Here is a 24,637-nt window from a genome sequence, read left to right on the forward strand (position 1 = left end):
CTCGTCTCGCGAGAACGGTGACGAAATCCGTGCCGCCCGTCAGCCCCGCAGCTTCGCGATTCGCTTTTCGGTCGGCGGGTGGGTCGAGAAGATGCTCTGGAGCAGGCTGCGGTCCGCGTTGAAGATACAGAGCGCCGCGACGCTGTCGTTGGTCTGTTGCTCATTCCCCTCGGCACCGGCCGAGATCTTCTCGAGGGCGCGAGCCAGCGGGTCGCCGCTGCCGATCGCCTGTCGGGCGTCTTCGTCGGCCACGTACTCGCGGTACCGAGAGATGGCGAGCACGAAGACCATCACCAGCAGGTTGGCGATCGACGACGCGGCGATCGCCAGCACGTAGGTGCCGATGTTGCGTTCGCCGCCCATCAGGACCGCGAAGTAGGCGACGTAGCCGACGATCATGCCGATCGACTGGCCGATCACCATCGTGATGACGTCGCGGTTCTTGATGTGGGCGATCTCGTGGGCGATGACGCCCTCGAGCTCGTCGTTCGAGAGCAGGTGCATGAGCTCCTCGGAGACGACGACGACGCCGGCGCCCTTCCGGCCGACGGCGAATGCGTTGGGGACGCCCATCTCCATCTTCATCAGTCGCGGCGTCGGGACGCCCATGTCGCGGGCGAGCGACTCGTTCATCCGGTGGACGTGCTGGTACTGCGGGTCCTCGGGCATGTCCTCGGCGCCCCGAAGCGCCATCCACTTCCCGAGTTTGTACTGGAATCCGGGGACGATCAGGAGCCCCGCGGCCAGGACGATCCACAGGTTGAAGCCCGTCATCGCGGCGATGAACGTCGCTGCCACGAGGTAGAAGGCGAACAGGATGGCGCCGACGACCACCATTCGCACTTTCAGGCCGAAGTCTGTCATACACCTCGGTAAGTACGCCTCGGGCATAAATTCCGCGAATCGAACTGTGTGATAGTGACAGGCACGGTTCGGCTCGGCTTCTCGAACGACGGCGACCTCGAGTGGAGTCAGCTTCTCGAACGGCGGCGACCTCGAGTGGGGCGCTCCTCCGTCGGACCGCCGGTCGGTGCGGCCCGGTGCGGATCGATGGTCGAGCCGACCGCCGCGTCGCCGATCAGCGTCTGCGCGATTCACAACGGCTAAGTTCGTTCGGGTGTGCACGTTGAGTATGACCGACGTCGCTCTCCCGGCCCGTACGGGGTTCGTGAGCGACGCGACGGCCGCTCCCGGTTCGACGGCCGGGGCCCGCACATTCTCCAAAAAACGCCGGTGAAGAGCGCTCGCGGCGGGGGTGGCGTCCCCGTCCCGGGTGCGACGTCGACCGTCCACCAGTGATCCAACCGAATACGAAAGTGACACCACCCGCGACGGCGCTCTCGGCGTCGTCGCCACCCAGCGGACCCGACCCACCGAACACGACCCATGACACCCGATATCGACCTCACCGGCGTCTTCCCGGCGATGTGCACGCCGTTTCGCGACGACGAACGAATCGACTTCGAAACGCTCCGCGCCGACGCCCGTCGCCTCGAAACCGCGGGCGTCGACGGCCTCGTCCCCGTCGGCTCGACGGGCGAATCGGCCACCCTCACTCACGACGAACACGTCCAGGTCGTCGAGGCGGTCGTCGACGCCGTCGACGACGTGCCCGTGATCGCGGGCACCGGCTCGAACAACACCCGCGAGGCGCTCGAGCTCTCCGAACGCGCTGCCGACGCTGGCGCCGACGGACTCCTGCTCATCTCGCCGTACTACAACAAGCCCGAACAGCGCGGCCTGCTCGAGCACTACGGCCGGCTGGCCGACGCCGTCGACCTCCCCCAGATCGTCTACAACGTCCCCTCCCGGACGGGCCGGACGATCGAGCCCGACACCGCCGTCGAGCTGGCGAGTCACCCGAATATCGCCGGCTACAAGGCCGCCGAGGGGGACCTCGGCGCGATCGGCGAGATCGCCGAGCGAACCCGCGACGAGGAGTTCGCCGTCCTCTCGGGCGACGACGCGCTCGCCCTCCCGATCTGCTCGATCGGCGGGACGGGAACGATCAGCGTCTCCGCGAACGTCGAGCCCGAGCGGACCGTCGCGATGGTCGGCGCCGCCTTGGAGGGTGACTACGAGCGCGCCCGCGCGCTGCACCACGAACTCGGCCCGCTGTTCCGCGCGCTGTTCGTCGAGACGAACCCGATCCCGGTGAAGGAGGCGATGGCGATCCGGGGCTACGGCCCGGCGACCGTCCGGCCGCCGCTGACGCGGCTCTCGGAGGCGCCCCGCGAGGAACTCGAGCGCGTCCTCGCGGACCTCGAGCGCGACCCGACGGAACTCGCGGAGGCTGAGCGATGAACAGGGCGCGCCTCGAGGCCGCGTGCCGCGGCGACGAGACGGTCTCGAGCCGTCGTCGCGGCGGTCGGCGGGCTCGCTATCTTGGGGGGTGTTTGAAGACGGTTCGCCGCGAGGCTTCGCGGGTGAGACGATGACCCTTCGACTCGGCGTTACGGGGGCGACGGGCCGGATGGGCGGCGAGGTCCTCGCCGCGGCGCGCGAGCGGGAGAACTGCGAGGTCGTCCTCGCCGCGAGCCGGAGCGCCGGGGACGATTCCCCCGGGGACCGCGGGATCGACGTCGAACCCGCCGACGAGTTCGCGGCGCTCGTCGCCGACCGGGAACCGAACGCGGTCGTCGACTTCACGGCGCCGGACGCCGCGGTCGAGTACGCCGCGGCCTGCGCCGACTCCGGGGTCGCGTTCGTCACCGGGACGACGGGCTTCGACGACGACCGGCTCTCGGCCCTCGACCGGTCCAGCGAGGAGATCCCGCTCCTCCACGCGCCCAATTTCGCTCGCGGGGTGCAGACCCTGGTGAACGTCGTGGCCGAGGCCGTCCGCTCGCTGCCGAGCTACGACGTCGAGCTCGTCGAGCGCCACCACAATCGGAAGCGCGACGCCCCGAGCGGCACGGCGAACCGGCTGCTCGCGGAGATCGAGGCCGCCGGCGAGTTCGCCGGACGGACCCACGGACGGGAGGGGGAAGATCCCCGCGAGGCGGGCGAGATCGGCGTCCACGCGCTGCGCGCGGGCGACGTCACCGGCGAACACGAGGTCGCGATCGCCGGCAACCACGAGGAACTGCGACTGGTCCACCGCGCCGAGGATCGGGCCGTCTTCGCCCGAGGCGCCCTCGACGCGGCGGACTGGCTGGCCGGTCGCGACCCCGGCCGCTACGACTTCGCCGAGGTGATCCAAGAATGAGCGACGGAGCGAGCGCGAGCGCGCTCGAGACCGACATCGACGGGCTGTGGAACCGCTACGAGACCGGCGAACTGGACGCCGCGTCCGCCGGCGAGGACGAGCGGGCCACGCTCGAGGCGTTCCTCGACGCGTTAGAGGCCGGCGACGTGCGCGCGGCGGAGCGCGTCGGGGGCGAGTGGGCGGCCAACGAGTGGGTCAAGCGCGGAATCTTGCTCAACTTCGGGCTCCGCGAGACCGCGGCGCGCGAGTACGGCGACGTCACGTACAACGACGTCCTTCCGCTGGCCGACGGTCGGGCGTTCGGCGAGCGCGGAACCCGAAACACGCCCGACGGAACGGTCGTCCGCCGGGGCGCCCGCGTCGGCGCCGACTGCATACTGATGAGCCCGTCGTTCGTCAACGTCGGCGCGCACGTCGGCGACGGCACGCTCGTCGACTCCTGTGACACCGTGGGGTCGTGCGCGCAGATCGGTCGGAACGTGAAGCTCGGCGCCAACACCCTGATCGGGGGCGTCCTGGAGCCCGTCGAGGACGCGCCGGTCGTGATCGAGGACGGCGTCTCGCTCGGCGCCGGCTGCCGCGTGACGTCGGGCTTCGTCGTCCGCGAGAATAGCGTCGTGGGGGAGAACACCCTGCTCACCCCTCGGATCCCCGTCTACGACCTCGTCGAGGAGGAGGTGCTGTACGGCGAGTTGCCGCCCGAGCGCCGCGCGTTCACCCGCTTCGTCGAGTCGTCGATCGGCGAGCACGACCTCTTCGACGGCGGCGCCTACAAGCCCGCCGTCGTCGCGACGCATCTCGAGGACCGCACCCTCGAGGCCACCGAGCGCGAGGAGGTGCTCCGGGAATGAGCGGGCGAGCGGGCGGCGAGCGCGACCGGTCGCCTGGCGGCGCGGCGGACGAACCCGTTCGCGCCGACGAGGCGAGGGCGCGCGCCGACGGCGGATCGAACCCGCCGGTCCGCCGACTCGACGACTGGAACGCCGCCCGGCTACGGACCCTGGCTGACGAGTACGATACGCCGCTGTACGTCCTGGATCTCGACCGCGTCCGGGCGAACTACCGCCGGATGCGGGCCGCGTTTCCGGACGCCGAGATCTGCTACGCGGCGAAGGCTAACGCGCACGCGGACGTTCTGGCGACGCTGGCCGAGGAGGACGCCAGCGTCGAGTGCGCCTCGGCGGGCGAACTCCGTCGCGCGCTCGCGGCCGGCGTCCCCGCCGACCGGACCCATTACACCGCGGTCAACCCCCCGGCGCGGGACCTCGACGACGCCGTCGAGGTGGCGACCGCGCGCGACGGGCTGACGGTCACCGCGGGCGCGGCGGACACGATCGACCGCCTCGCGGATCGGGGCTACGAGGGTCGGTTCTGCCTGCGCGTGAATCCGGGCGTGGGGGCCGGTCACCACGAGAAGGTTCGCACCGGCGCCGACGCGAAGTTCGGCGTCCCCGCCGACCGCGCCGTCGAGACTCTGGCCGAGGCCGCCGATCGCGGGTTCGACGTCGTCGGCGTGCACGCCCACGTCGGCTCGGGCGTCTCGGGCGACCAGCTGGCCGCCCACCGGGAGTTCGTCTCGCGGGTGGGCGCGATCGCGCGCGAGGCGACCGAGGCGGTCGGCTCGCTCGAGTTCGTCGACGTCGGCGGCGGCTTCGGCGTCCCCTACCGCGAGGACGAGTCGCCGATCGACCTCGAGGCCGTCGCGGCGGCGACGCGCGAGGCCCTCGGCGAGGTCGACGCCCGGCTCGTGATCGAGCCGGGTCGGTACCTGGTCGCGGACGCGGGCGTCCTGCTGACCGCGGCGAACACGGTGAAGGAGGCGCCGGAGACCACCGTCGTCGGCGTCGACGCGGGGATGACGACCCTGCTGCGGCCGGCGATGTACGACGCCCACCACGCGATTCGACCGCTGGCGCCCGACGCGGCCGACCGCGAGGCGGTTCCCCAGACCATCACGGGCCCGATCTGTGAGAGCGCGGACGTCTTCTGCGAGGACCGCGGGCTCCCCCGGATCGCCCGCGGCGAGCGCCTCGCGATCGGCAACGCCGGCGCCTACGGCTACGAGATGGCGAGTACCTACAACTCGCGGCCGCGTCCCGCGTCGGTGACGCTCGTCGGCGGGGAGGCGCGACCGGCTCGCCGGCGCGAGTCGGTCGCGGACGTGACGCGACTCGAGGTCCGCCGGGAGGGCGAGGACGATCGAACCGACGGCGACGTTGCCGGGACCGGCGGAAACCGCGACCGCGGTTCGATGCCGGCGGATCCGGAGGTGGGCGAATGAGCGAGATCGCGCCGGAGGCCGGCCCGGTCGCCTTCGAGAAGTACCACGGGACGGGCAACGACTTCGTCGTGGTCGACGCCTACGAGCGCGTACCCGACCGCGGGGCGTTCGCGAGCCGGGTCTGCGACCGCGAGGACGGGGTCGGCGCCGACGGCGTCCTCTTTCTCGCGCTCGAACCGGAACCCGTGCCGCCGCGGGTGGTGATGACGCTCTTTCAGCCGGACGGCGGGACGGCCGCGATGTGCGGCAACGGCGCCCGCTGCGCCGCGGCGTGGGCGATGGAGCGAACCGGGTCGGACGCGGTGATGGTCGACACCCAGGCGGGCTCGCGCCGAGCCGAGCGAGCCGCCGACGGGATCGCCGTCGAGATGGGGCGCCCGTCGTTCGACCCCGACGACGTGCCGGTCCGGGTCGACGAGCCGGTCGTCGAGCGGCCGGCGGTGGAACTGGGGATCGACGAGGGGCCCGAGACGGCGCCGTCGGGTGCGACCGAACTGGCCGTGACGGCGGTCGACACCGGCGTCCCCCACGCCGTCGCGTTCGTCGACGACGTCGACGACGTCGACCTGGCCGCGGTCGCGCCGCCGATCCGCCGCGCGGAGGCCTTCCCTCGCGGGACGAACGTCACCCTGGCGAGCCGGGAGGGCGACGGCTTCCGCCAGCGGACCTACGAGCGCGGCGTCGAGGGCGAGACGGACGCCTGCGGCACCGGCGCGGTCGCGATCGCGGCCGCCGCTCGCCGGCTCGATCTGCTCGGGGACGAGCCCGTCGCGGTCCGGCCGCCGGGCGGCGACCTCCGGGTCACCGCGGACGAGTTCGGGCGCGCCGTCCTCGACGGTCCCGTCGTCCGGGAGTTCGACGGCGAAGCGCCCGCCGTCGCCCCGAGGTGACCGACCGGTGACCGCCCACACCACCGGTCCGGCCGACCCCGCCTTCGATCCGATCGACTTCCTCGAGGCGGCCGTGGCCACGCCATCTCACGAGGACGTCGGCCAGATGCGCGACCTGCTGGTCGAGACGCTGGAGGACCGGGGCGTCGACGTCCGCGTCGACGACGCCGGGAACGTGATCGCCGCGAAGGGTGCCGGGAGCGGATCCGTCGACGGGGCCGGCGCCGGCGAGGGCGCCGACGGCGGAACGCACCTCCTCCTCAACACGCACGTCGACACCGTGACGCCGCACGTCCCGCTCGAGCGCCGCGAGGGCGGCGACCTGCTGTGCGGCCGCGGCGCCTGCGACGCCAAGGGTCCGCTGGCGGCGATGCTCTCGGCGTACTTCGCGGTCGATCCGGGCGCGGGGCGCCTGACGCTCGCCGTGACGCCCGACGAGGAGACGCTGTCGACCGGCGCCCACGCGCTCGTCTCGACGTTCGACTCGCCGGTGCGGGACGCCGACGGCGTGATCGTCGGCGAGCCGACCGGACTCGACGTCTGTACGGCGGCGAAGGGCCGCTTCCAGGGGACCGTCGAGCTGTCGGGGGCGCACGCCCACGCCGCGGAACCGGACTCCGGGAGCAACGCCGTCGCCGCGCTCGAGAGAGTTCTGCGGGCCGTTCGCACCTTCGACGACCGGCCGGACGGCCCGGGCGCGCACCCGGACCTCGGCGAGACGACGCTCACGCCGACCGTGGTCCGGGGCGGCGAGGCGACCAACCAGGTGCCCGACGCGTGCCGGCTGACGCTGGATCGCCGGAGCGTGCCGCCGGAGACCGCGGACTCGTTCCGGACCGCGCTCGTCGAGCACCTGCGCGCCAGGGTCTCCGACCCCGTCGACGTCGACTTCGCCTTCGCCGACCGTCCGACGCCGTTTCTGGAGGCCTGGGCGACCGACGCGGAGGAACCGCTCGTCCGGACGCTCGTCGACGCGAGCGGCGGCGACGTCCGATCCTTCGACGCCGCCACGGAGGCGTCGTACTTCGCCGCCCACGCGCCGACCGTCGTCTTCGGGCCGGGCGTGCTGGCGGACGCCGAGGGTGCGGTCGCCCACAGCCCCCGCGAGTACGTCGAAGTGGCCGACGTCCGCGAGGCCGCTGACGCGCTCGAGGCGGCGATCTCCGACGTCGGCGTGTGACCTCGCCCTCCCGCCGCGAACCGACGCCGGTCCACCGACGAAGCAGTCGTTTCGCCACGATTTACGGGGGTGTGTGACGATGGGGGCACATGCGACTCCGAACGAACGCCGGTTACCGGGAGGGCGATCGCCCGTGACGGACGCCGAAACGCTCGGGAACGACGACCTGTCGGTCTCGGTCAGCGACGACGAGCTCGTGATCGAGGCGACGATCGACCGCCCCGAGCGGCGAAACGCGCTGGGCGAGGACGTGATGGCCGGACTGCACGCCGTCCTCGCGGCGGCCGACGACGGCCCGGCGCGCGTGATCGTGATCCGGGGCGCCGGCGGCACGTTCTGTTCGGGCGGCGACCTGAGCGAGTTCCCGATCGGGCAGGGCGCCCAGGCCTACCGCGAGGGTTTCGGCGCGCTCGCGGGATTGATCCGACGAATGCAGGAGACGAGCTCGCTGACCGTCGCCGCCGTGGACGGCCCCTGTCTGGCCGGCGGGCTCGGACTCGCCGCCTCCTGCGAGTTCGTCGTCGCCAGCGAGGACGCGACCTTCGGCACGCCCGAGGTGGACGTGGGCCTCTTTCCGGCGCAGGCGCTGGCGCCCATCATGCGCACCGTCACGGAGAAGGCGGGCCTGAAGCTGCTCTTCACGGGCGAGCGGATCGACGCGGCGCGGGCCCGCGAGATCGGCCTCGTCACCGACGTTCACCCGCCGGAGGCCTTCGAGGACGCGGTCGAGGCCCTGGTCGACGAGCTGGCGACCAACAGCCCGGTGCTGATCGGGATGGGCAAGGAGGCCTACTACGCCCAGCGGGGGATGGACTTCGAGGCCGCCCTGTCGTACCTCAAGGAGATGATCGCGCTGATAGCCATGAGCGAGGACACCGAGGAGGGCATCGACGCGTTCCTGACCGACCGCGAACCCGAGTGGCGGGGGCGGTGAAGATGACGGGACCGACCGCGGTCGCGACGATCGATCGGAGGCGGTAGCGATGCCCGACATCTACGAGCGCCAGGCGTCGCTCAAGGGCAACGATCCGGACAGGGTCGTGATCTCGGCGGCGCTCACGGGTGCGCTCACCACGCGCGATCAGTGTCCCGCGATCCCGTACACCCCGGAGGAGATCGCCGAGGAGGCCGCGGCCGCGCGCGAGGCGGGCGCGGCCGTGGCGCACGTCCACGCCCGGACGCCCGACGGCGCCCCGACGTTCGAGACGGAAACCTACCGCGAGATCCGCGAGGAGGTTCGCGACCGCACCGACATCCTGTGCAACTTCTCGACGGGCGCGATCGGCGTCCCCGTCGCGGATCGCCTCGAGTACGTGACCGAGGTACGTCCCGAGATCGCGGCGCTCAACATGGGCTCGATGAACTACGCGAAGTACTCCGAGCGTCGGGAGGAGTTCGTCTTCGACGTGGTGTTCGAGAACCCCTTCTCGGAGATCCGCGACCTCGTCTCGGGGATGACCGAGGCCGGCGTCGTCCCCGAACTGGAGTGCTTCGATACGGGCCACGTCGGCAACGCGCGGCCGCTCTTCCGGGAGGGCGTCCTCGGCGAGCCCTACACGGTCAGCCTCGTCATGGGCGTCCTCGGCGGCATTCCCGCCACGGTCGAGAACCTGGCCCACCAGGTGCGTCAACTTCCCGAAGACGCCCCGTGGCAGGTGATCGGGATCGGGGAGGACCAGTGGCCGCTCGTCTCCGCGGCGCTCGCGATGGGCGGCAACGTCCGCGTCGGCCTCGAGGACAACTTCTACCTGCCCTCCGGCGAGATGGCCGACGGGAACGCCGAGCTGGTCGAGGCGGCCGCGACGATGGCCCGGCAGGTCGGACGCGAGCCGGCGACGCCCGAGCACGCCCGCGAGATCGTGGGGATCGAGCGATGAGCGGGGACGAGGACGCCGCGTCGACCGGCGGCTCGCGCGCGTTCCCCGCGACCCCGCCGAGCACGGACATATTCGCCGAGGACCTCTTCGCGGGCGAGACCGCCCTCGTGACCGGCGGCGGGACGGGCATCGGTAAGGCGGTGGCGCTCGCCTACGCCGACCACGGGGCGGACGTGGCGATCGCGAGCCGCTCGATGGACCACCTCGAGCCGGTGGTCGACGAGCTCGAGGCCCGCGGCGCCGACGCGTGCGCGACGACCGTCGACGTCCGCGAGCCCGAGGCGGTCGAGGCGATGGTCGAGACGGTCCTCGCCGAGCTCGGCGACGTCTCGATCCTCGTCAACAACGCCGGCGCGAACTTCCTCTGTCCGGCCGAGGGCCTCTCGGCGAACGGCTGGCGGTCGGTGGTCGGGACCATCCTCGACGGGACGGCGAACTGCACGTTCGCCGTCGGCGAGCACCTGCTGGAGCGCGGCGGCGGCGCGATCGTCTCGATGGGCGCGACGAACGCGGTTCGCGGCGCGCCCTACCACGCCCACTCCGGGGCGGGGAAGGCGGGCGTCCACAACCTGATGCGGACCGTCGCCGCCGAGTGGGCCGATCGCGGCGTGCGCGCGAACACCGTCGCGCCGGGCGTGATCGCGACCGAGGGCGTGATGGACGTGATGGGCGAGGGGACGGGGGACGGCGAGGCCCGAAGCGCCTCGGAACGAGCGAACGGCGACGTCGTGAGCCGCATCGTCGAGGCGGACCTGGCCGCCGACCGTCTCGGCACGCCCGCGGACTGCGTCGCCGTCACGCTCTTTCTCACCAGCCCGGCGGCCGCGTACGTAACCGGATCGACCTACGTCGTCGACGGCGGGCAGCTGCTGGCCCCGACGCCGTTCTGACCCGTCGGATCCCTCGGAATCCGGCTCTCCGTCGGTGTTGCACTCGCGCGCCAATCGCTTTTTGACCCGGCCCCCGTCCGGTCGGGAAATGAACCACGTTCTCAACGAACACACGAAGACGCTTCACCGATCTTCCGACGCCCTCGCGCCGAACCGGACGAGCTGCGGGGCGCTCAGGAACGTCCCCGATCGGCACGTGCGCGTCGTCGGCGAGGACGTCCAACCGACCGACGCCGTCGACCGCTGCGGTCGCTGTTTCGAGGGCGAAGGCGGTTACTGAACGCCGGATCACGTTGCAGCGGGACGCTACGGATCACTCGGTACGTTCGTGCCGACCCGTCCGTCCTCCACGTACCCCAGAACGTGTTCGTGCTGGGGCCCGCGGTCCTCGGCGACGGTGTCGGCGCCGAGGCCGGGGATCACGTCCGCGACCGTCAGGTAGCTCATCGACGCGACGCGGTAGGTTCCGTCCGGATCGAGGGGCTCGCCGCCGACGAGCGCCGCTCCGTCGGCGCCACGCTCGAGTCCGGCGGCGACGATCCGACCGTGAGTCTCGTCGACCGGTTCCTCGCAGCAGGCGAGAATCCCGGCCACCGTGCGGCCGGACACCTCGCGGACGTGCAGGACTGAGCCGAACGGGACGACGCCGATCACGTCGCCGCGCGTGACGGAAGCCGGGAGCCCGTCGCGGACCGATCCCGGCGCGACGAGCCCGACGTCGGCGTCGCCGCCCACGCGGTAGGCGTCCGCGACCAGCGCGGCCGTCTCCCGGCGGTCGAGCGCTCGCGGGAGCGTCCCGACCCGCTCGTCGAGGCCGCTCGCCTCGCGGCGCTCCCGGTAGGCGACCTCGACGGGGTCGTGGCGGAGCTCGTCCGCGATCGTTCGAACTGCGACGGTCGGCGGATCGTCGAGCTCGACGACCTGGAACTCGCCGGCCTGCCCGCCGCGGGTTCGCGCGACGAGCGTCCCGTCCACGCGCTCGACGACGCGGTCGTGGTCGTGGCCGCCGAGGACGGCGTCGACGTCCGTCTCGGCGGCGATCTCGGCGTCGAGCGAGCCGCAGTGCGAGCAGAAGACGAGCCGATCGCACCCGCGCGAGCGGAGCCGCTCGGCCTCGGCGCGGACGGCCGCGACCGGGTCGCCGAACGAGACGTCGAGGTCGATCCCGGCGATCTCGCCGGTGTCGGGGTGGGTCACCCCGACGAAGCCGACGCGGGTTCCCGCGACCTCGAGGACCGCGCTCGGCTCGGCCGCGCCGTCGGGGAGGCCGTCGACGTTCGCGGCGAGGTGGCGGCCGGGCGTCGTCCGCGCCCACGCGGCCGCGGCGTCGACGCCGAAGTCGAACTCGTGGTTGCCCAGGGTGTCGGCGTCCGGCGCTATCTCCTCGTAGAACGGGCGGGCGAGCGCGCGGCCCTCCTCTCGGACGAACGCGAGCGCCCCGAGCGCCGTCGTATCGCCGGACCCGACGACGAGGGTCCGCTCGTCGCGGCGCGCGCTGATCGCGCCGGCGAGCCGGCCGACGCGTTCGTGATCGTCGTAGATCGTCTCCAGGTCGGCGAGGTGGAGGAGCCGCGGCGTCGACATCGAGCCCGACTTTCGCGAGTTTCGACATAAGCGTGCGGGGTCGACGGGTGTTGTCGATCCAGTCTGACGAACCGCAGGCCGATTCAACCTCGACGTCTCAGTACGATTCGACCTCGATGCCGAATCGTTCGAAGTCGTCGACGTTTCGGGTACAGACTGGTTCCCCTTCGAGGTCGGCGGTGGCCGCGATGGCTGCATCCCCCTTTCGCTTCTTCATCGCGGAGACGTTTCCTTCGCCGATCGTGACTCCCGCACGCATGGCGATCCGTTCGTCCATCGGGATGATGGGATGCTGTTCGATGATTCCCTTCACGGAACGAGCTTCGTCGTCTTCGAGCCCGGCGCCGATACCGATTCCAAGCTCCAAAACAGCCATCGACGGAATCTTGACGGGCTCGTTACGATCTTCGAATTCGCGGAGCTTCGCGTGCGCTTCGGGGTCTTCTTTGAGTAAATCGATCAGAAACGCAGTATCTGCGATCATCGAAATTCGTCGAGGAACTCCTCGACTTCCGCGGCGTCGGCTTCGTCCGCTGCCTCGATCGCCGCTTCCATCTTCTCGACGCGCTCCAGATCGACGATCCCGCCCAGTTCCGCGAGCGACGGTGCGCCGGTCAGCCGGTCGATGGCCTCCGAGAACGTCTCGTCCGACCGCTTCTGGCGCTTGATCCGCTCGTATACGTCCTCGTCGAGCCGGATCGTCTTCGTTCCCATGCTGTATACGTCGTACACGATCCGACTTGAACGTTCGCCCGCCCTCAGAACAGCACCGTCCCGTGGTACCGATCGCGTTCCGTTCGCCGCTTGTCTCTCAGCGTCCGTAGTCGCACCGCGAGCTGATCCCGGAGGTCGCCCGCCGGGAGGAGTTCGTCGACCTGCATCTTCGCGGCCTGGGCCCGAACGTCCACGTGGCGCTCGTACTCCTGGCGCATGCTCTCGAGAAATCCCTCGCGGGTCCCGTCGTCCATCTCGGCAAGCTGGTCGGCGAAGAGGGCGTGGACGGCCGCGTCGGGGCCCATGACGGCGATCTCGGCGCTCGGCAGGGCGAGCGTCGCGTCGGGGTCGAACGAGGGGCCGGCCATCGCGTAGATGCCGGCGCCGTAGGCCTTGCGGGTGATGACGCACAGTTTGGGGACCTGGGCGTTCGAGGTGGCGTAGATGAACTTCCGGCCCTTCTGGAGGACGCCCTCGCGCTCGACGGCGGTGCCGACCATGAAACCGGGCGTGTCACAGAGGTAGACCAGCGGGATGCCGAAGGCGTCGCAGGTCCAGACGAAGCCGGCGCCCTTCTCGGCGGAATCGGGGAAGATGGCGCCGCTCTTCGCGGCGGGCTGGTTGGCGACGATTCCGACGGGCCGACCCTCGATGCGCCCGAAGCCCGTCACGAGTTCGGGGGCGAATCGGGGTTTGAGCTCGAACCAGGAGTTCGCGTCGACGAGGCGGTCGACGACCTCTCGGACGTCGTAGGCCGCGTTCGGCTCCGCGGGGATGACGGCGTCGAGCCCTTTCGGGTTGGCCGCCGGCGGTTCGGGTTCGCGCGTCGGTAACGCCGCGTCGTGGCGCTGCGGGAGGTACGAGAGCAGGTCGCGGACGGCGTCGGCGGCCTCGCCCTCGCCGGAGACCACGAGGTCCGCGCTGCCCGACTCCGTGGCGTGGACCGCGGGCCCGCCCAGCTCGTCCATGGTCGTCTCCTCGCCCGTTACGGCCTCGACCACGCGCGGGCTGGCGATCGCCATGCCGCTGGTCTCCTCGACCATGATCAGGTAGTCACAGAAGACCGGCGTGTACGCCGAGCCCGCGATGTTGGGACCGTAGAGGACGCCGATCTGTGGGACTTGTCCCGAGTGGATGCACTGGTTGTAGAACATCCGCCCGCCGCGGTAGCGGTCCACGTGCGTGTCACCGGGCTCCCTATCGTCGAGGTTCAACCGCGCGCCCGTGGAGTCGATCAGCCGGAGGATGGGCGCGCCCGCCTCGACCGCCCGCTCGGCGAGTCGGATCTCCTTCTCGACGCCCATCATCCCCAGCGAGCCGGCCTTGACGGTGTAATCGTTGGCCGCGAAGAACACCGTTCGCCCGCGGATCGTCCCGACGCCGGTGATCATGCCGTCGGCGGGCAGCTCGCCGTCGGCGTCGTGGCGGGCGAACGTGCCGTCCTCGTAGGCGATCTCGTCGAAGATTCGGTCCAGTCGGTCGCGGACGTACAGCTTGCCGAGCTCCTCGACCTTCTCGTGGCCGCGCTCGGGACCGCCGGCGAGGATCTCCTCGATCGCCTCGCGCAGCCGACGCTCGCGGTCGGTGATCACGGCGTCGTCCCGGTCGCCGTCGCCGGCCGTCGCGACGGGGTCGCCGTCCCCGCCGTCGGCGACGACGAGTTCGACCGATCGGCCGAGGTGGGCCGAGAGCGCGCTGGCGATCGCGCGGGCCGTCTCCTCGTCCGGCGCCGCGTCGACGGTGATCTTCACCGGCTCACCTCCGGAGGGGTGGTACGCCGGGCGGCCCGTCCGTGGAGTGACGGGCCGACCGGACTCGCGTGGGTTCGCATGTCACGTGATTCGCGAGCACGCGGCAAAAGTTTCCCCCGACCCCGATCGGTTGAACCCAGTTTTCGTTTTTCGTGCGTGGTAACCACAACCATATAGGGCGGTCGCGGCGACCGTCCCCTATGGACTTCGCGGAGACCGAGGAGCAGCGACTCATCCGGGACAGCGTCTCCCAGCTCGCCGACGACTACGACCGCGAGTACTGGAAGACCTGCATTGACGAGAAGCGCTTCCCAGAGGAGTACTGGGACGACCTGGCGCGGGACGGCTGGCTCGGGGTCACCATCCCCGAGGAGTACGGCGGCGCCGGGCTCGGGATGCTCGAGATGGCGATGGTGATCGAGGAGCTGACCCGCGGCGGCGGACAGAGCGGGATCATCTTCGTCCTCACGCCCGTCTTCGGCGGCATCAGCGTCGAGCGCCACGGCTCCGCGGAACAGAAAGAGCGCATCCTCCCGGCCATCGCGGACGGCGAGATGCGATTCTGTATGGGACTGACCGAGGCCGGTGCGGGGACCAACACCCTGCAGATCGATACGACCGGCGAGAAGGAGGGAGACGAGTACGTCATCAGCGGCCAGAAGATGTGGATCAGCGGCGTCGAGAACGCCGACGAGATGCTGCTGGTGGCCCGCACGTCCGAGTACGACCCCACTAACCCGACGCACGGGATGTCCCTCTTCCTCGTGCCCGAACCCGCGGACCAGGACGCGATCACGCTCACCCCGCTCGAGGTCGAAGTTCCCTGGTTCGAGACCCAGTACCAGGTCGACATAGACGGCCTCCGGGTCCACGAGGACCGGATCCTCGGCGGCGAGGACGGCGGCCTCTACCTGCTGTGGGACTGCCTGAACACCGAGCGGATCGCCGGCGCCGCCAGCGGCGTCGGCGGCGGCCTGCGCGCGATCGACCTCGCGGTCGAGTACGCGAACGACCGGTCGGTGTTCGGCCAGCCGATCGGCGGCCACCAGGCCATTCAGCACCCGCTCGCCGAGGCCTACGCCGACCTCCTCTCGGCCCGGGAGGTGACCTACAAGGCGGCCTGGAAGTGGGACGAGGGCGAGGACGCGGGACTGGAGGCGAACGTCGCCAAGCTGCAAGCGAGCGAGGCGGCCACGTACGCCGCCGACCGCGCGATCCAGACCCACGGCGGCAGCGGCTTCTCGGCGGACTACGAGGTCTTCGACATCTGGCAGAACTCCCGGCTGCTCCAGACCGTGCCCGTGACCAACGAGATGGTCAAGAACTACCTCGGCGAGCACGAACTCGGGCTGCCCAGGTCGTACTGACAGTAGCTCTCGCTTTCCGCGGATCCGAGAAAGGGGGGCCGATCGCAGTTCGACTGTGGTCCCTTGACAGTTCCCTCTTTCATCGTCTGGGATTCCTCCTACGGTCGAACGTAAAAATCGGTAGCCCGTTCACCACACCCGCAATTGCCACCGGAAAGACCTTTCAGACGTCCCGAAAAATGACAGATGTAACATGAGGCGCTGGTTTAAATACAATTCCGAGCCACTGTTCCCATGGCGAAACGAAGAACGGCGCTCACGTTCGCCGGCGCGCTGGCGTCGGCGGGTCTCACTGGAACTGCAACCGCTTTGAACGACGGGGACGAGGAGATCACCGCGGGCGATGTGGAACTCGACGACGAAATCGCGTCCCTCCTCCTGAACGGGGACGCAAAAGAGGCGGAATCGCTGCTACGGCAGCACGATATCCGGTACGATATCTCGAGGAGCGAGGTCGACAACGGATCCGATGTGGGATTGCAGGGACGGTATTCCGAAAGCGCCTCCGAACTCGGCTGTTCGCTGGTCAATATCGAAGACGATCTCTGGTTAGCGTCGGGCTGGGCCTCGCTGAGTGGCCCCGTGCCGCGATTGCGCGACGCGTACTTGGTTGACGACGCGTGCGCCATCGTCTTCGACAGTTCGGAGTGGTCGTCGCCGGAACCGACCGAGAAAGGGGTCACGCTGAACGATCCGGCACATCATCAGCCGAAGTATCACGACTTCAATCCGAACTACGGCCCGAGTGCAACCGTCGAATACGATTACAACGAGTACTACGACACGACAATCGGGATGCAAACCGAGCTAATTCGACGAAACAAAGTGAGCGAATCCCCGTCACGTTCGAGTACGAGCATACTTACGCCCTCGCAAACAATTTTCTCAGCGGCGTAAGTGTCACCCTCGCTAATGGAACGATAAGCGTCTCGTTGCCCACGAACGCTTCCACCGCGTGGGCTGACGACGTGAGCGGACACCCGTAACGGCTCTCATCCGAGAACGGCAACGCCTGTTATATTTAATTGCTTTGGAAAACGTATTATTAGTATGCCCCGAAGCGACATGAACGAAGCCGTTGCCGCAGTCGCCGGAGTACAGCTGACGATAGCCGGTTTCGCTCTCGGTGTGCTCTTCGATTTCGAGTATCCGATGTGGGAGATTGCGGCGATTTCGGTGCTGGTCGGATCCGGTATCGTCGTAGCGCAACTGATGAGCGTTCGAGGCGACACCGACCGCTGAGCTCGGCCTCCTAGTTTGTAGAGGCACCGTAGAGGACGTTCACACGGTCGATCTGGTCCAACCGATCGACGATCGACCCCAACTCGTCGGGGAGTCCTTCTCGACGAATTCCGCTACCCGAAAGTCCTTCTCGACGAATTCCGCTACCCGAACGCTTACCCGCCCGCCCGCGACAGCCACTGCCATGGGAGACTGGATCGCGGAGACCTACACGAGCGACGTCGGCTGGTCCCTGCTTACGGACCTGGTCGACGTGGGCAACCGGATGGCCGGGAGCGAGGGCGAGCGCGAGGCCGCCGCGCTGACCCGGGACGCACTCGAAGCCGCGGGCGCCCGGAACGCGCGCCTCGAGGAGTTCGACATCCAGGGGTGGACCCGGGGGTCGAGCGCCCTGGACGCGGGCGGCGCCGAACAGGACTGCATCGCCCTTCCGCGGAGTCCGAGCGGATCGGTTGCCGCCGAGTTCGTCGACCTGGGATACGGCCTCCCCGAGGACTACGCGGAAGCCGACCTCGACGGGAAGATCGTGATGGCGCGCAGCGACGTGCCGTCCCACTTCGAGCGCTACATCCACCGCCGCGAGAAGTACTACCACGCCGTCGAGGCGGGGGCGGCCGCGTTCGTCTACCGCAACCACGTCGAGGGCTGCCTGCCCCCGACGGGGAGCGTCGGCACGCCCGAGGACCCGATCGGCGACGTCCCGGCGGTCGGCGTCAGCAACGAGGTCGGCGCCCGCCTCGCCCGCCGGTTCGACGGCGAGGAGGTGACGGTCTCCGTCGAGGCGGAGATCGATTCCGCGACCAGTCAGAACGTCCACGCCGAGGTGGGTCCCGACACCGACGACCGCGTCCTCGTGACGAGCCACGTCGACGCCCACGACATCGCCGAGGGGGCGATGGACAACGGTGCGGGAACCGCGATGGTCGTCGAGATCGCGAACGCCCTCGCGCTCCGGGAGGACGAGCTGGACGCCACGGTCGAGTTCGTCGCCTACGGCGCCGAGGAGGTCGGCCTCGTCGGGTCGAGCGTCGACGCCGAGGCCCGCGATCACGACTCGGTCACGGCGATACTCAACAACGACGGCGTCACCCGCGGCCGGGATCTGATGGCGTTCACGAACGGCTTCGACGAGCTCGGCGACCTCGCCGGCGGGGTCGCCGAGCGCTTCGACCACCCCTTCACGGCGAATCCGAAGCCCGCACCCCACAGCGACCACTGGCCCTTCGTACAGTGGGGCGTCCCCGGCTACCACGTCATGAGCGAGACCGGCGAGCAGGGCCGCGGCTGGGGCCACACGTTCGCCGACACGCTCGACAAGGTCGACCCTCGCGACCACCGCGAGCAGGCGATCGTCCTGACCGAGCTGGCGGTCGAACTCGCCGAGGAGGGCTTCGACGTCGCCCGCCGGGATCCCGACGAGATCGCGGCCGACCTCGAGCGGTACGATCTCGCCGAGGGGATGCAGATCATCGGCGACTGGCCGTACGACGACTGACCGAAACGACGGAGTCCCTCCCCGTTCGACGCTCTCGTCGTGAGAGCTGCAGTCGAGCGTCGCCGCCGGCCGCGCCGGTTTCCGCCACGCGTTCGATGGACCGGTTCTCGTCGGTGACGTCGGGTTCGCGGCTCGCGGATCGTCGCTCCCCGTCGGCCACCTCGAGGCCGCGTTTTCGCCGGGACTCGCCGACCGCTCCCCACCGCGGCCGGCGACGATTTGGTCGGGTCGGACACCCCAACAACTTTAGCAGTTTACGACCGAGTTCCGGTATGGAACCGATGGAACCCGTCCCCTGGGAAGACGTGATCGCGGTGCGCGGGATCCCCGGCGAGGAGGTCCAGCCGTTCGTCCAGCGAGACGTCGACGACGTCGCCGACGCCCACCCCGCGGACGCGGTGAAGACCGTCTACGACGACTGGAAGGAGACCCTCGGCGACGACCGCGGGCTCGACGATCAGGGCGCGGCGTACCTGATCGCGTACCTGCTCGAACACCGCGGGGCCATCCGCCTGGAGGAGGGAGACGCCTTCGGCGGCTCCCTGCTCGACCGGCGACCCGACGACGAGCGACTTCGAGAGCTGGTCCACGAGCGAGCGCGCCCCCTCTGGTGGATCGCGATCGAGTGCGGCGTCCACCACGCGCTCGTCACCCGGTGGTGCTACGAGGCGGACGTCCCGCTGTTGGGACGAAACTTCGGGGAGGAGACGACGAAAAAGCTCGCGGAGCGGGCGGTCTGAGCGGCCCGGTTTGCGCCGTCGAAGACGGTCGGCCCTATTCCGTGGGACCCCCGGTTGCGTGGGATCCCCGATTCAGTGGGATCCTCAGTCCCACGTGATGGAGATGTACAGCAGCGCGATCATCGCCACGATCGCGATCACGAAGAGGGCGATCGTCGCGATCTCCGGGTAGAGGCGACCGATCATCGTCGCGTCGTAGGGTCGTGAGCCGCATAGCCGTATCGATCCGCCGCGCGGCGGCCCGGCGTTGCCGGGCCCGCAGAGCGGTCGACCGGCCTCGAGGTTCGCTTACAGTTCCTCGTCGGTCGGCTCCAGCGGGAGGTCGAGGCGTTCGGTCGCCTCCGCCTCGAGCTTGTATCGCTGGACCTTCTGGGTGGCGCTGCGGGGGAGTTCGTCGACGAAGACGATCCGGCGCGGGTGGGCGTAGGTCGCCACGTGATCGAGCGAGAACTGGCGCAGGTCGCGCTCGCTCGCCTCCGCGCCCTCCTCGAGGACGACGAAGGCGACCGGCGCCTCGCCCTTGATCTCGTGGGCGGCGCCGACGACGGCCGCCTCGGCCACGTCCGGGTGGGCGTAGAGGGCGTCCTCGACCTCGGCGGGGTAGACGTTCTCGCCGCCCGTGATGATCATGTCGTCGGCGCGGTCGACCATCCAGAAGTAGCCGTCCTCGTCGACGCGGGCGACGTCCTCGGTGTAGAACCATCCCTCCTCGTCCGTTACCTCGGCGGTCTTCTCCGGGAGCCCGTGGTAGCCCTCGAAGACGGGATCGCCCCTGATGGCGAGCTCGCCGGTGACCGACTCCTCGTCCGCGAAGTCGAGGTCCTCGCTCGGGGCCGGATCGAAGTCCGCCGGGCCGACCCTCGTCTCGCGGGTTTCGGGGTCGACGAGCTTCAGTTCGATCCCGGGCAGCGGCGGGCCGATGCAGCCGGCCGCCTTGCGGACGCCGACGGCGGGCTCGGCGGTCCCCGCGGGCGAGGTCTCGGTCATGCCCCAGCCCTCGATGACGGGGACGCCCCACTCGCGCTCGATCGTCTTGCGGACCTCCTCCGCCAGCGGCGCGGCCGCGCAGATGGCCCAGTCGAGCGAGGAGAGGTCGTACTCGTCGGGGTTCTCGCGGAACTCCCGGTGCATCATCGTGTACAGCGCCGGGACGCCGGCGAAGGAGGTGATCTCGTGGTCGCCGATGGCCGACAGCTGGGCCTGGGGGTCCGGCTCCGGCTGGAGCACCATCTCCGCGCCCTCGTAGACGTGGGTGCCCATCAGCGCGTTGAGCGCGTAGATGTGGAACATCGGTAACACGAGCAGGATGGAGTCGTCGGCGTCGATGCTCAGCCCGCCCTTGGAGTAGGACTCGATCGCCGACAGGAGGTTCCGGTGGCTGAGCACGACGCCCTTCGGCTTGCCGGTCGTCCCGCTCGTATACGGCTGGGCGGCGGCGTCGGTCCAGTCGCGATCGACGATCGCGAACTCGTCGTCGGCCTCCATCGTCGCGTGCGAGTAGTTGACGATCCCCCGATCCTCGTCGGTCACGCCGGGCAGCAACAGCGTCTCCACGCCCGCCGCCGCCGCGAGTTCCTGAGCCTCGTCCGCGAGGAACGCCGACCCGATCATCACCTCGATCCCGGCGTCCTGGACGACGTAGGCCAGCGTCTCGGGGTCCATCCTGAGGTTCAGCGGCGTCGCGACGGCGCCCGCCTTGATCGTCCCGAAGTACGCCGACGGGAACTGGGTCGTGTTGGGGATGAACAACCCGACGCGGTCGTCCGGCTCGACGCCGAGGTCGACCAGCGCGTTCGCCACCTTGTTGGACTCGGCTTCGAGCTCGGCGTAGCTCTGCTCGGTCCCCATGAACGAGAACGCGGTCTTGTCTCGATACCGGTCAGCGGCCATCGTCGGCAGGGTCCCCACGTGCCTCAACCGTTCGCCGTGATGGTACTCCATAATGTGTTAGGGAGTGGCACTCAATCCATAATAAATGTAAGTGCGCGTTCGCTCCGGCGAGCGGTTCGGCGCCGACGCGGCCGGCCGCGTCGGTTCCGGCAGCCGCGTGGTCGGGCGCGTCGGTTCCGGCAGCCGCGTGGTCGGAGCGTCGAGAAGCGTCGGGCGAGACGAAACGTTCCTCCGCCGTGGACCGTCGAACCTACCCGTTACCGCTCGTCGATCTCGTCGACCAGCTCGGCCGCGACTCCCGTGTAGCCGGCCGGCGTCAGGGCCCGGAGCTCCTCGCGAACGTCCTCCTCGAGGTCGAGCTCGTCGAACAGCTTCCGGAAATCGGACAGCTCGACCCGTCGGCCGCGGGTCAGCTCCTTCACCCGCTCGTAGGCGTCGTCTCGGCCCTCCCGGCGCAGGATGGTCTGGACCGCCTCGCCGATCACCTCCGGGTTCGCCTCGAGGTCCTCGGCCATGACCCGCTCGTTCGGGACGACCTTCTCGAGCCCGTCGCGGGTCTTCGTGTAGCCGATCAGGCAGTGGGCGAACGCGGCGCCGACGTTGCGCTTGACCGTCGAGTCCGAGAGGTCCCGCTGGAGCCGGGAGGTGGTGACGTACTCCCCGAGGAAGGAGAGGTCGGAATTCGCCTTCGAGAGGTTGCCCTCGCCGTTCTCGAAGTCGATCGGGTTCACCTTGTGGGGCATCGTCGAGGAGCCGGTCTCGCCCGCGACGGACGTCTGGCCGAGGTAGCGGTTCGAGACGTAGAGCCAGACGTCGAGGTCGAGGTCGAGCAGCACCTGGTTCGCTCCGCGGAGCGCGTCGAACAGCGTCGCGAGGTCGTCGCAGGGATTGACCTGCGTCGTGAGTGACTCGAACCGCAGCCCGAGATCGGCCACGAAGTTCGCGGCGAAGGCGGACCAGTCGACGTCGGGGTAGGCGGCGTGGTGAGCCGCGTAGGTGCCGGAGGCGCCGCCGAGCTTGCCACGGAGGCCGTCGGTCGCGGTGGCGATCCGGCCCGTCGCCCGGCCCAGCCGGGCCGCGTAGACGGCCATCTCCTTGCCGAAGGTCGTGGGGGTCGCGGGCTGGCCGTGGGTCCGGGCGAGCATCGGGAGGTCGCGATGCTCCCTGGCCATCTCGCCGAGCGCGTCCCGGACCTCGTACAGCGCCGGGAGCAGGACCTCCTCGACGGCGTCCCGGACGAGCAGCCGGTGGGCCAGGTTGTTGACGTCCTCGCTCGTGAGTCCGAAGTGGATCCAGGGGACGGCGTCGCTTCCCTCCGGCAGCCGGAGTCGCAGGAAGTACTCGACGGCCTTGACGTCGTGGTTGGTCGCCTCGAACGGCCCGTAGCCGCTCGTTTCGATCTCCTTGATGGTCGCGGCGTCCTCTTCGGCGAAATTTCGATACGCGTCCCGGAGCCGTTCGCGCGTCTCCTCCTCGAGCGAGAGCGGCGTCGCCTCGAGGTCGGCCAGCGCGAGGAGGTACTCCACCTCGACGCGGACGCGCGCGCGCATCAGCGCCGCCTCGCTGGCGTAGGGAGACAGCGGGGCGGTGCGGCCGGCGTACCGTCCGTCCAGCGGCGAGACGGCGTACAGCGAGTCCCGATCGGTCATGGCGGTGAATCCTCGGCGGGTTCGAAAAAGCGTGTCGAAAGGGCGGTCGCCGGCCGTTCGGAAATCGCCTCGCGTTCGGTCCGTCGCGGTGGGCGTTCGCGGTCGCGTGCCGACCCGGGGATGTCGCGAATCAGAACCCCTTTGACTCGCGCGAGCGCCCCTCCGAGTATGACGCGCATCGCCGGGATGGCGGGCAACCGGGGACGAAACCTGTTGAACATCGCCGACCGCGAACCGGGCGGCGCCGAACTCGCGGTCGTCCTGACGAGCGCGCCGGACGCGCCGGTGCTCGAGTCGGCGGCCGAGCGGGGCGTCCCCACCGAGGTCGTCCCGCTCGAGGACGGGATGGACCGACGCGCACACGAGGAGGCCGTTCTCGAGGCGCTCGCCGACCACGAGTTCGACCTGGTCTGTCTGGACGGCTACATGCGAATCCTCTCCGATACGTTCCTCGAGGCGGCGCCGACCACGCTCAACGTCCACCCGTCGCTGCTGCCCGCGTTCCCCGGTACGGACGCCTGGGGCGACGCGCTCGAGGCCGGCGTCTCCGTGACCGGCTGCACCGTCCACGTCGTCACCGACGCCACCGACGACGAGGGGAGCGTCATCGAGGACGAGGTCGACATGGGGCCGATCGTCACCCAGGAACCCGTTCCGGTCTACGACGGCGACACGACGGAGACGCTCAAAGAGCGGGTCCTCTACGAGGGGGAGTTCAGCGCGTATCCGCGGGCGGTACGGTGGTTCGCGGAGGGCCGCGTCGACGTGACCGCGGACGACGATGGGCGGGTCGACGTCGAGGTGGCCGCCGACGCCGACGAGCGATTCCCCGAACGCCGGCTCCGCACCGAGGAGAAGGGCGGCGACCTCCGCTACGGGGAGAATCCCCACCAGGAGGCCGCGATCTACCGCGATCGGACGAGCGAGGAGCCGAGCGTGGTCGCCGCCGACCAGGTCGGCGGCGAGAAGGGCATGTCCTACGTCAACTACGTCGACGCGGCGGGCGCCCTCGACCTGATCGTCGAGTTCGAGGAACCGGCGGCGGCGGTGATCAAGCACGCCAACCCGGCCGGCTGCGCGACCGCGGACACCCTCACGGAGGCCTACGACCGGGCGCTGTCGACCGATCCGATGAGCGCCTTCGGTGGCATCGTCGCGCTCAACCGGCCCTGCGATCCCGAAACGGCCGAGCGGATCGTCGACTCGGTGAAACACGTCGTCGTCGCCCCCGGCTTCGAGGGCGACGCGCTCGAGATCCTCGGCGAGCGCGAGAACATGCGCGTGCTCGACGTCTCCGGCGGCGATCCCGGCCCGATCGGCCCGGACGACCGGACGGAATCGTTCGCGGAGAAACCGCTCGTCGGCGGTCGGCTCGTCCAGAACCGCGATCTCCGGCGGCTCGTACCGGACGACCTCGAAGTCGTCACCGAGCGGGAGCCGACCGACGCCCAGCTCGAGACGATGCGCTTCGCCTGGCCCGTCGTCAAGCACGCCACTTCGAACGCGATAGTCTTCGCCGACGGCACGGAGACGGTCGGGCTCGGCATCGGCCAAGTTTCGCGGGTCGACGCGGTCCGGATCGCCGGCATGAAGGCCGACGAACACGCGGAGGACAAGGGCGCCGACGGCGCCGTGATGGCCTCCGACGCCTTCTTTCCGTTCCCGGACGGGATCGAGCACGCGGCGGAGGCGGGGATCGAAGCGGTCGTCCAGCCCGGCGGCTCGATGCGCGACGACGAGGTGATCGAGGCGGCCGACGAGCTCGGGATCGCGATGGCGTTCACGGGTCAGCGGTGCTTCCGTCATTAGCGAGCGATAGCTAGCGAACGACGGAAGCTCGATTGGCGAGCGAAGCGGGTCGTTCGCTCGTTTCGGCCAC

The 24,637-nt window shown here is 70.0% G+C and carries 23 protein-coding genes; 16 read left to right on the forward strand and 7 right to left on the reverse strand.

Annotated features, from left to right (window positions below; translation table 11 throughout):
* Window positions 1-39 precede the first annotated feature (39 nt).
* On the reverse strand, window positions 40-864 hold the full coding sequence (locus tag QZT59_RS01615; RefSeq protein WP_290810414.1) for a M48 family metallopeptidase: 825 nt from the start codon (window positions 862-864) through the stop codon (window positions 40-42).
* 522 nt (window positions 865-1,386) lie between these two features.
* Between QZT59_RS01615 and dapA the strand changes: the two genes are divergently transcribed.
* The 10 genes from dapA to QZT59_RS01665 all read left to right on the forward strand — a co-directional run bounded on the left by dapA (window position 1,387) and on the right by QZT59_RS01665 (window position 10,606).
* Window positions 1,387-2,304 (forward strand): 4-hydroxy-tetrahydrodipicolinate synthase, encoded by a 918-nt coding sequence (gene dapA / locus QZT59_RS01620; protein ID WP_290810417.1) that lies wholly within the window; start codon window positions 1,387-1,389, stop codon window positions 2,302-2,304.
* Window positions 2,305-2,434: 130 nt separating this feature from the next.
* Window positions 2,435-3,208: a 4-hydroxy-tetrahydrodipicolinate reductase gene (gene dapB, locus QZT59_RS01625; RefSeq protein ID WP_290810420.1), complete on the forward strand. Its 774-nt coding sequence runs from the start codon at window positions 2,435-2,437 to the stop codon at window positions 3,206-3,208.
* Complete coding sequence (locus tag QZT59_RS01630; RefSeq protein ID WP_290810421.1) at window positions 3,205-4,059, forward strand: 2,3,4,5-tetrahydropyridine-2,6-dicarboxylate N-succinyltransferase; 855 nt, start codon at window positions 3,205-3,207, stop codon at window positions 4,057-4,059. The genes dapB and QZT59_RS01630 overlap by 4 nt, the downstream gene beginning before the upstream one ends.
* Window positions 4,056-5,489 (forward strand): diaminopimelate decarboxylase, encoded by a 1,434-nt coding sequence (gene lysA, locus QZT59_RS01635; protein ID WP_290810423.1) that lies wholly within the window; start codon window positions 4,056-4,058, stop codon window positions 5,487-5,489. Before QZT59_RS01630 ends, lysA begins: the two co-directional genes overlap by 4 nt.
* Window positions 5,486-6,379, forward strand: a complete 894-nt coding sequence (dapF, locus tag QZT59_RS01640; RefSeq protein WP_290810425.1) for a diaminopimelate epimerase — start codon at window positions 5,486-5,488, stop codon at window positions 6,377-6,379. The genes lysA and dapF overlap by 4 nt, the downstream gene beginning before the upstream one ends.
* A gap of 7 nt (window positions 6,380-6,386) precedes the next feature.
* On the forward strand, window positions 6,387-7,559 hold the full coding sequence (locus QZT59_RS01645; protein ID WP_290810427.1) for a M20 family metallopeptidase: 1,173 nt from the start codon (window positions 6,387-6,389) through the stop codon (window positions 7,557-7,559).
* Between the two features lie 133 nt (window positions 7,560-7,692).
* Window positions 7,693-8,493 (forward strand): enoyl-CoA hydratase-related protein, encoded by an 801-nt coding sequence (locus QZT59_RS01650; RefSeq protein ID WP_290810430.1) that lies wholly within the window; start codon window positions 7,693-7,695, stop codon window positions 8,491-8,493.
* A gap of 49 nt (window positions 8,494-8,542) precedes the next feature.
* On the forward strand, window positions 8,543-9,436 hold the full coding sequence (locus QZT59_RS01655) for a 3-keto-5-aminohexanoate cleavage protein (RefSeq protein WP_290810432.1): 894 nt from the start codon (window positions 8,543-8,545) through the stop codon (window positions 9,434-9,436).
* Window positions 9,433-10,326, forward strand: a complete 894-nt coding sequence (locus tag QZT59_RS01660) for an SDR family oxidoreductase (protein ID WP_290810434.1) — start codon at window positions 9,433-9,435, stop codon at window positions 10,324-10,326. The genes QZT59_RS01655 and QZT59_RS01660 overlap by 4 nt, the downstream gene beginning before the upstream one ends.
* An 88-nt stretch (window positions 10,327-10,414) precedes the next feature.
* Window positions 10,415-10,606, forward strand: coding sequence for a hypothetical protein (locus QZT59_RS01665; protein ID WP_290810436.1), 192 nt, complete (start codon window positions 10,415-10,417; stop codon window positions 10,604-10,606).
* A 26-nt stretch (window positions 10,607-10,632) separates the two neighbouring features.
* Here QZT59_RS01665 and QZT59_RS01670 read toward each other — a convergent pair whose 3' ends face one another.
* From QZT59_RS01670 to QZT59_RS01685, 4 genes are all read right to left on the reverse strand, one after another.
* Window positions 10,633-11,910: a 5'-nucleotidase C-terminal domain-containing protein gene (locus QZT59_RS01670; protein ID WP_290810438.1), complete on the reverse strand. Its 1,278-nt coding sequence runs from the start codon at window positions 11,908-11,910 to the stop codon at window positions 10,633-10,635.
* A 97-nt stretch (window positions 11,911-12,007) separates the two neighbouring features.
* Window positions 12,008-12,394 carry a PIN domain-containing protein gene (locus tag QZT59_RS01675; protein ID WP_290810441.1) on the reverse strand — a complete coding sequence of 129 codons (387 nt, stop codon included), beginning with the start codon at window positions 12,392-12,394 and terminating at the stop codon, window positions 12,008-12,010.
* A complete protein-coding gene (locus tag QZT59_RS01680; RefSeq protein ID WP_290810443.1) occupies window positions 12,391-12,624 on the reverse strand; it encodes an antitoxin VapB family protein in 234 nt (77 codons plus the stop codon). The genes QZT59_RS01675 and QZT59_RS01680 overlap by 4 nt, the downstream gene beginning before the upstream one ends.
* Window positions 12,625-12,668: 44 nt before the next feature.
* The gene (locus QZT59_RS01685) at window positions 12,669-14,375 is read right to left on the reverse strand and encodes an acyl-CoA carboxylase subunit beta (RefSeq protein WP_290810446.1); all 1,707 of its coding nucleotides are present in this window, start codon (window positions 14,373-14,375) and stop codon (window positions 12,669-12,671) included.
* A gap of 200 nt (window positions 14,376-14,575) precedes the next feature.
* Here QZT59_RS01685 and QZT59_RS01690 point away from each other — a divergent pair, with 200 nt between their 5' ends.
* The 5 genes from QZT59_RS01690 (at window position 14,576) to QZT59_RS01710 (ending at window position 19,219) form a co-directional block, all read left to right on the forward strand.
* Entirely contained in the window at window positions 14,576-15,742 is a 1,167-nt protein-coding gene (locus QZT59_RS01690) for an acyl-CoA dehydrogenase family protein (RefSeq protein WP_290810449.1), read from the forward strand.
* 234 nt (window positions 15,743-15,976) lie between these two features.
* Window positions 15,977-16,639 (forward strand): hypothetical protein, encoded by a 663-nt coding sequence (locus tag QZT59_RS01695; protein ID WP_290810452.1) that lies wholly within the window; start codon window positions 15,977-15,979, stop codon window positions 16,637-16,639.
* Window positions 16,640-16,792: 153 nt separating this feature from the next.
* Complete coding sequence (locus QZT59_RS01700) at window positions 16,793-16,984, forward strand: hypothetical protein (RefSeq protein WP_290810455.1); 192 nt, start codon at window positions 16,793-16,795, stop codon at window positions 16,982-16,984.
* A 184-nt stretch (window positions 16,985-17,168) separates the two neighbouring features.
* Window positions 17,169-18,479, forward strand: a complete 1,311-nt coding sequence (locus tag QZT59_RS01705; protein ID WP_290810458.1) for a M28 family peptidase — start codon at window positions 17,169-17,171, stop codon at window positions 18,477-18,479.
* Between the two features lie 272 nt (window positions 18,480-18,751).
* Entirely contained in the window at window positions 18,752-19,219 is a 468-nt protein-coding gene (locus QZT59_RS01710; protein WP_290810461.1) for a hypothetical protein, read from the forward strand.
* A gap of 288 nt (window positions 19,220-19,507) precedes the next feature.
* Here the strand turns inward: QZT59_RS01710 and QZT59_RS01715 are convergent, their stop codons facing one another.
* Window positions 19,508-21,160, reverse strand: coding sequence for an AMP-binding protein (locus QZT59_RS01715; RefSeq protein WP_290810464.1), 1,653 nt, complete (start codon window positions 21,158-21,160; stop codon window positions 19,508-19,510).
* 206 nt (window positions 21,161-21,366) lie between these two features.
* Entirely contained in the window at window positions 21,367-22,758 is a 1,392-nt protein-coding gene (gene purB, locus QZT59_RS01720) for an adenylosuccinate lyase (protein ID WP_290810466.1), read from the reverse strand.
* A 168-nt stretch (window positions 22,759-22,926) separates the two neighbouring features.
* Here purB and QZT59_RS01725 point away from each other — a divergent pair, with 168 nt between their 5' ends.
* Window positions 22,927-24,567 carry a formyltransferase family protein gene (locus tag QZT59_RS01725; protein ID WP_290810468.1) on the forward strand — a complete coding sequence of 547 codons (1,641 nt, stop codon included), beginning with the start codon at window positions 22,927-22,929 and terminating at the stop codon, window positions 24,565-24,567.
* Window positions 24,568-24,637: the final 70 nt, after the last annotated feature.

The sequence above is a fragment of the Halovivax sp. genome (assembly GCA_007119345.1).
In the GTDB taxonomy this organism is placed as follows: Archaea; Halobacteriota; Halobacteria; order Halobacteriales; family Natrialbaceae; genus Halovivax.

What these genes read in the sequence shown, in the direction of transcription:
- QZT59_RS01715 (WP_290810464.1), bottom strand. Translation starts at nt 21,160, where the DNA reads ATGGAGTACCATCACGGCGAACGGTTGAGGCACGTGGGGACCCTGCCG.
- QZT59_RS01705 (WP_290810458.1), top strand. Translation starts at nt 17,169, where the DNA reads ATGGGAGACTGGATCGCGGAGACCTACACGAGCGACGTCGGCTGGTCC.
- QZT59_RS01665 (WP_290810436.1), top strand. Translation starts at nt 10,415, where the DNA reads ATGAACCACGTTCTCAACGAACACACGAAGACGCTTCACCGATCTTCC.
- QZT59_RS01630 (WP_290810421.1), top strand. Translation starts at nt 3,205, where the DNA reads ATGAGCGACGGAGCGAGCGCGAGCGCGCTCGAGACCGACATCGACGGG.
- dapB (WP_290810420.1), top strand. Translation starts at nt 2,435, where the DNA reads ATGACCCTTCGACTCGGCGTTACGGGGGCGACGGGCCGGATGGGCGGC.
- QZT59_RS01655 (WP_290810432.1), top strand. Translation starts at nt 8,543, where the DNA reads ATGCCCGACATCTACGAGCGCCAGGCGTCGCTCAAGGGCAACGATCCG.
- QZT59_RS01660 (WP_290810434.1), top strand. Translation starts at nt 9,433, where the DNA reads ATGAGCGGGGACGAGGACGCCGCGTCGACCGGCGGCTCGCGCGCGTTC.
- purB (WP_290810466.1), bottom strand. Translation starts at nt 22,758, where the DNA reads ATGACCGATCGGGACTCGCTGTACGCCGTCTCGCCGCTGGACGGACGG.
- dapF (WP_290810425.1), top strand. Translation starts at nt 5,486, where the DNA reads ATGAGCGAGATCGCGCCGGAGGCCGGCCCGGTCGCCTTCGAGAAGTAC.
- QZT59_RS01710 (WP_290810461.1), top strand. Translation starts at nt 18,752, where the DNA reads ATGGAACCGATGGAACCCGTCCCCTGGGAAGACGTGATCGCGGTGCGC.
- QZT59_RS01725 (WP_290810468.1), top strand. Translation starts at nt 22,927, where the DNA reads ATGACGCGCATCGCCGGGATGGCGGGCAACCGGGGACGAAACCTGTTG.
- QZT59_RS01670 (WP_290810438.1), bottom strand. Translation starts at nt 11,910, where the DNA reads ATGTCGACGCCGCGGCTCCTCCACCTCGCCGACCTGGAGACGATCTAC.
- dapA (WP_290810417.1), top strand. Translation starts at nt 1,387, where the DNA reads ATGACACCCGATATCGACCTCACCGGCGTCTTCCCGGCGATGTGCACG.
- QZT59_RS01675 (WP_290810441.1), bottom strand. Translation starts at nt 12,394, where the DNA reads ATGATCGCAGATACTGCGTTTCTGATCGATTTACTCAAAGAAGACCCC.
- lysA (WP_290810423.1), top strand. Translation starts at nt 4,056, where the DNA reads ATGAGCGGGCGAGCGGGCGGCGAGCGCGACCGGTCGCCTGGCGGCGCG.
- QZT59_RS01680 (WP_290810443.1), bottom strand. Translation starts at nt 12,624, where the DNA reads ATGGGAACGAAGACGATCCGGCTCGACGAGGACGTATACGAGCGGATC.
- QZT59_RS01695 (WP_290810452.1), top strand. Translation starts at nt 15,977, where the DNA reads ATGGCGAAACGAAGAACGGCGCTCACGTTCGCCGGCGCGCTGGCGTCG.
- QZT59_RS01690 (WP_290810449.1), top strand. Translation starts at nt 14,576, where the DNA reads ATGGACTTCGCGGAGACCGAGGAGCAGCGACTCATCCGGGACAGCGTC.
- QZT59_RS01615 (WP_290810414.1), bottom strand. Translation starts at nt 864, where the DNA reads ATGACAGACTTCGGCCTGAAAGTGCGAATGGTGGTCGTCGGCGCCATC.
- QZT59_RS01700 (WP_290810455.1), top strand. Translation starts at nt 16,793, where the DNA reads ATGCCCCGAAGCGACATGAACGAAGCCGTTGCCGCAGTCGCCGGAGTA.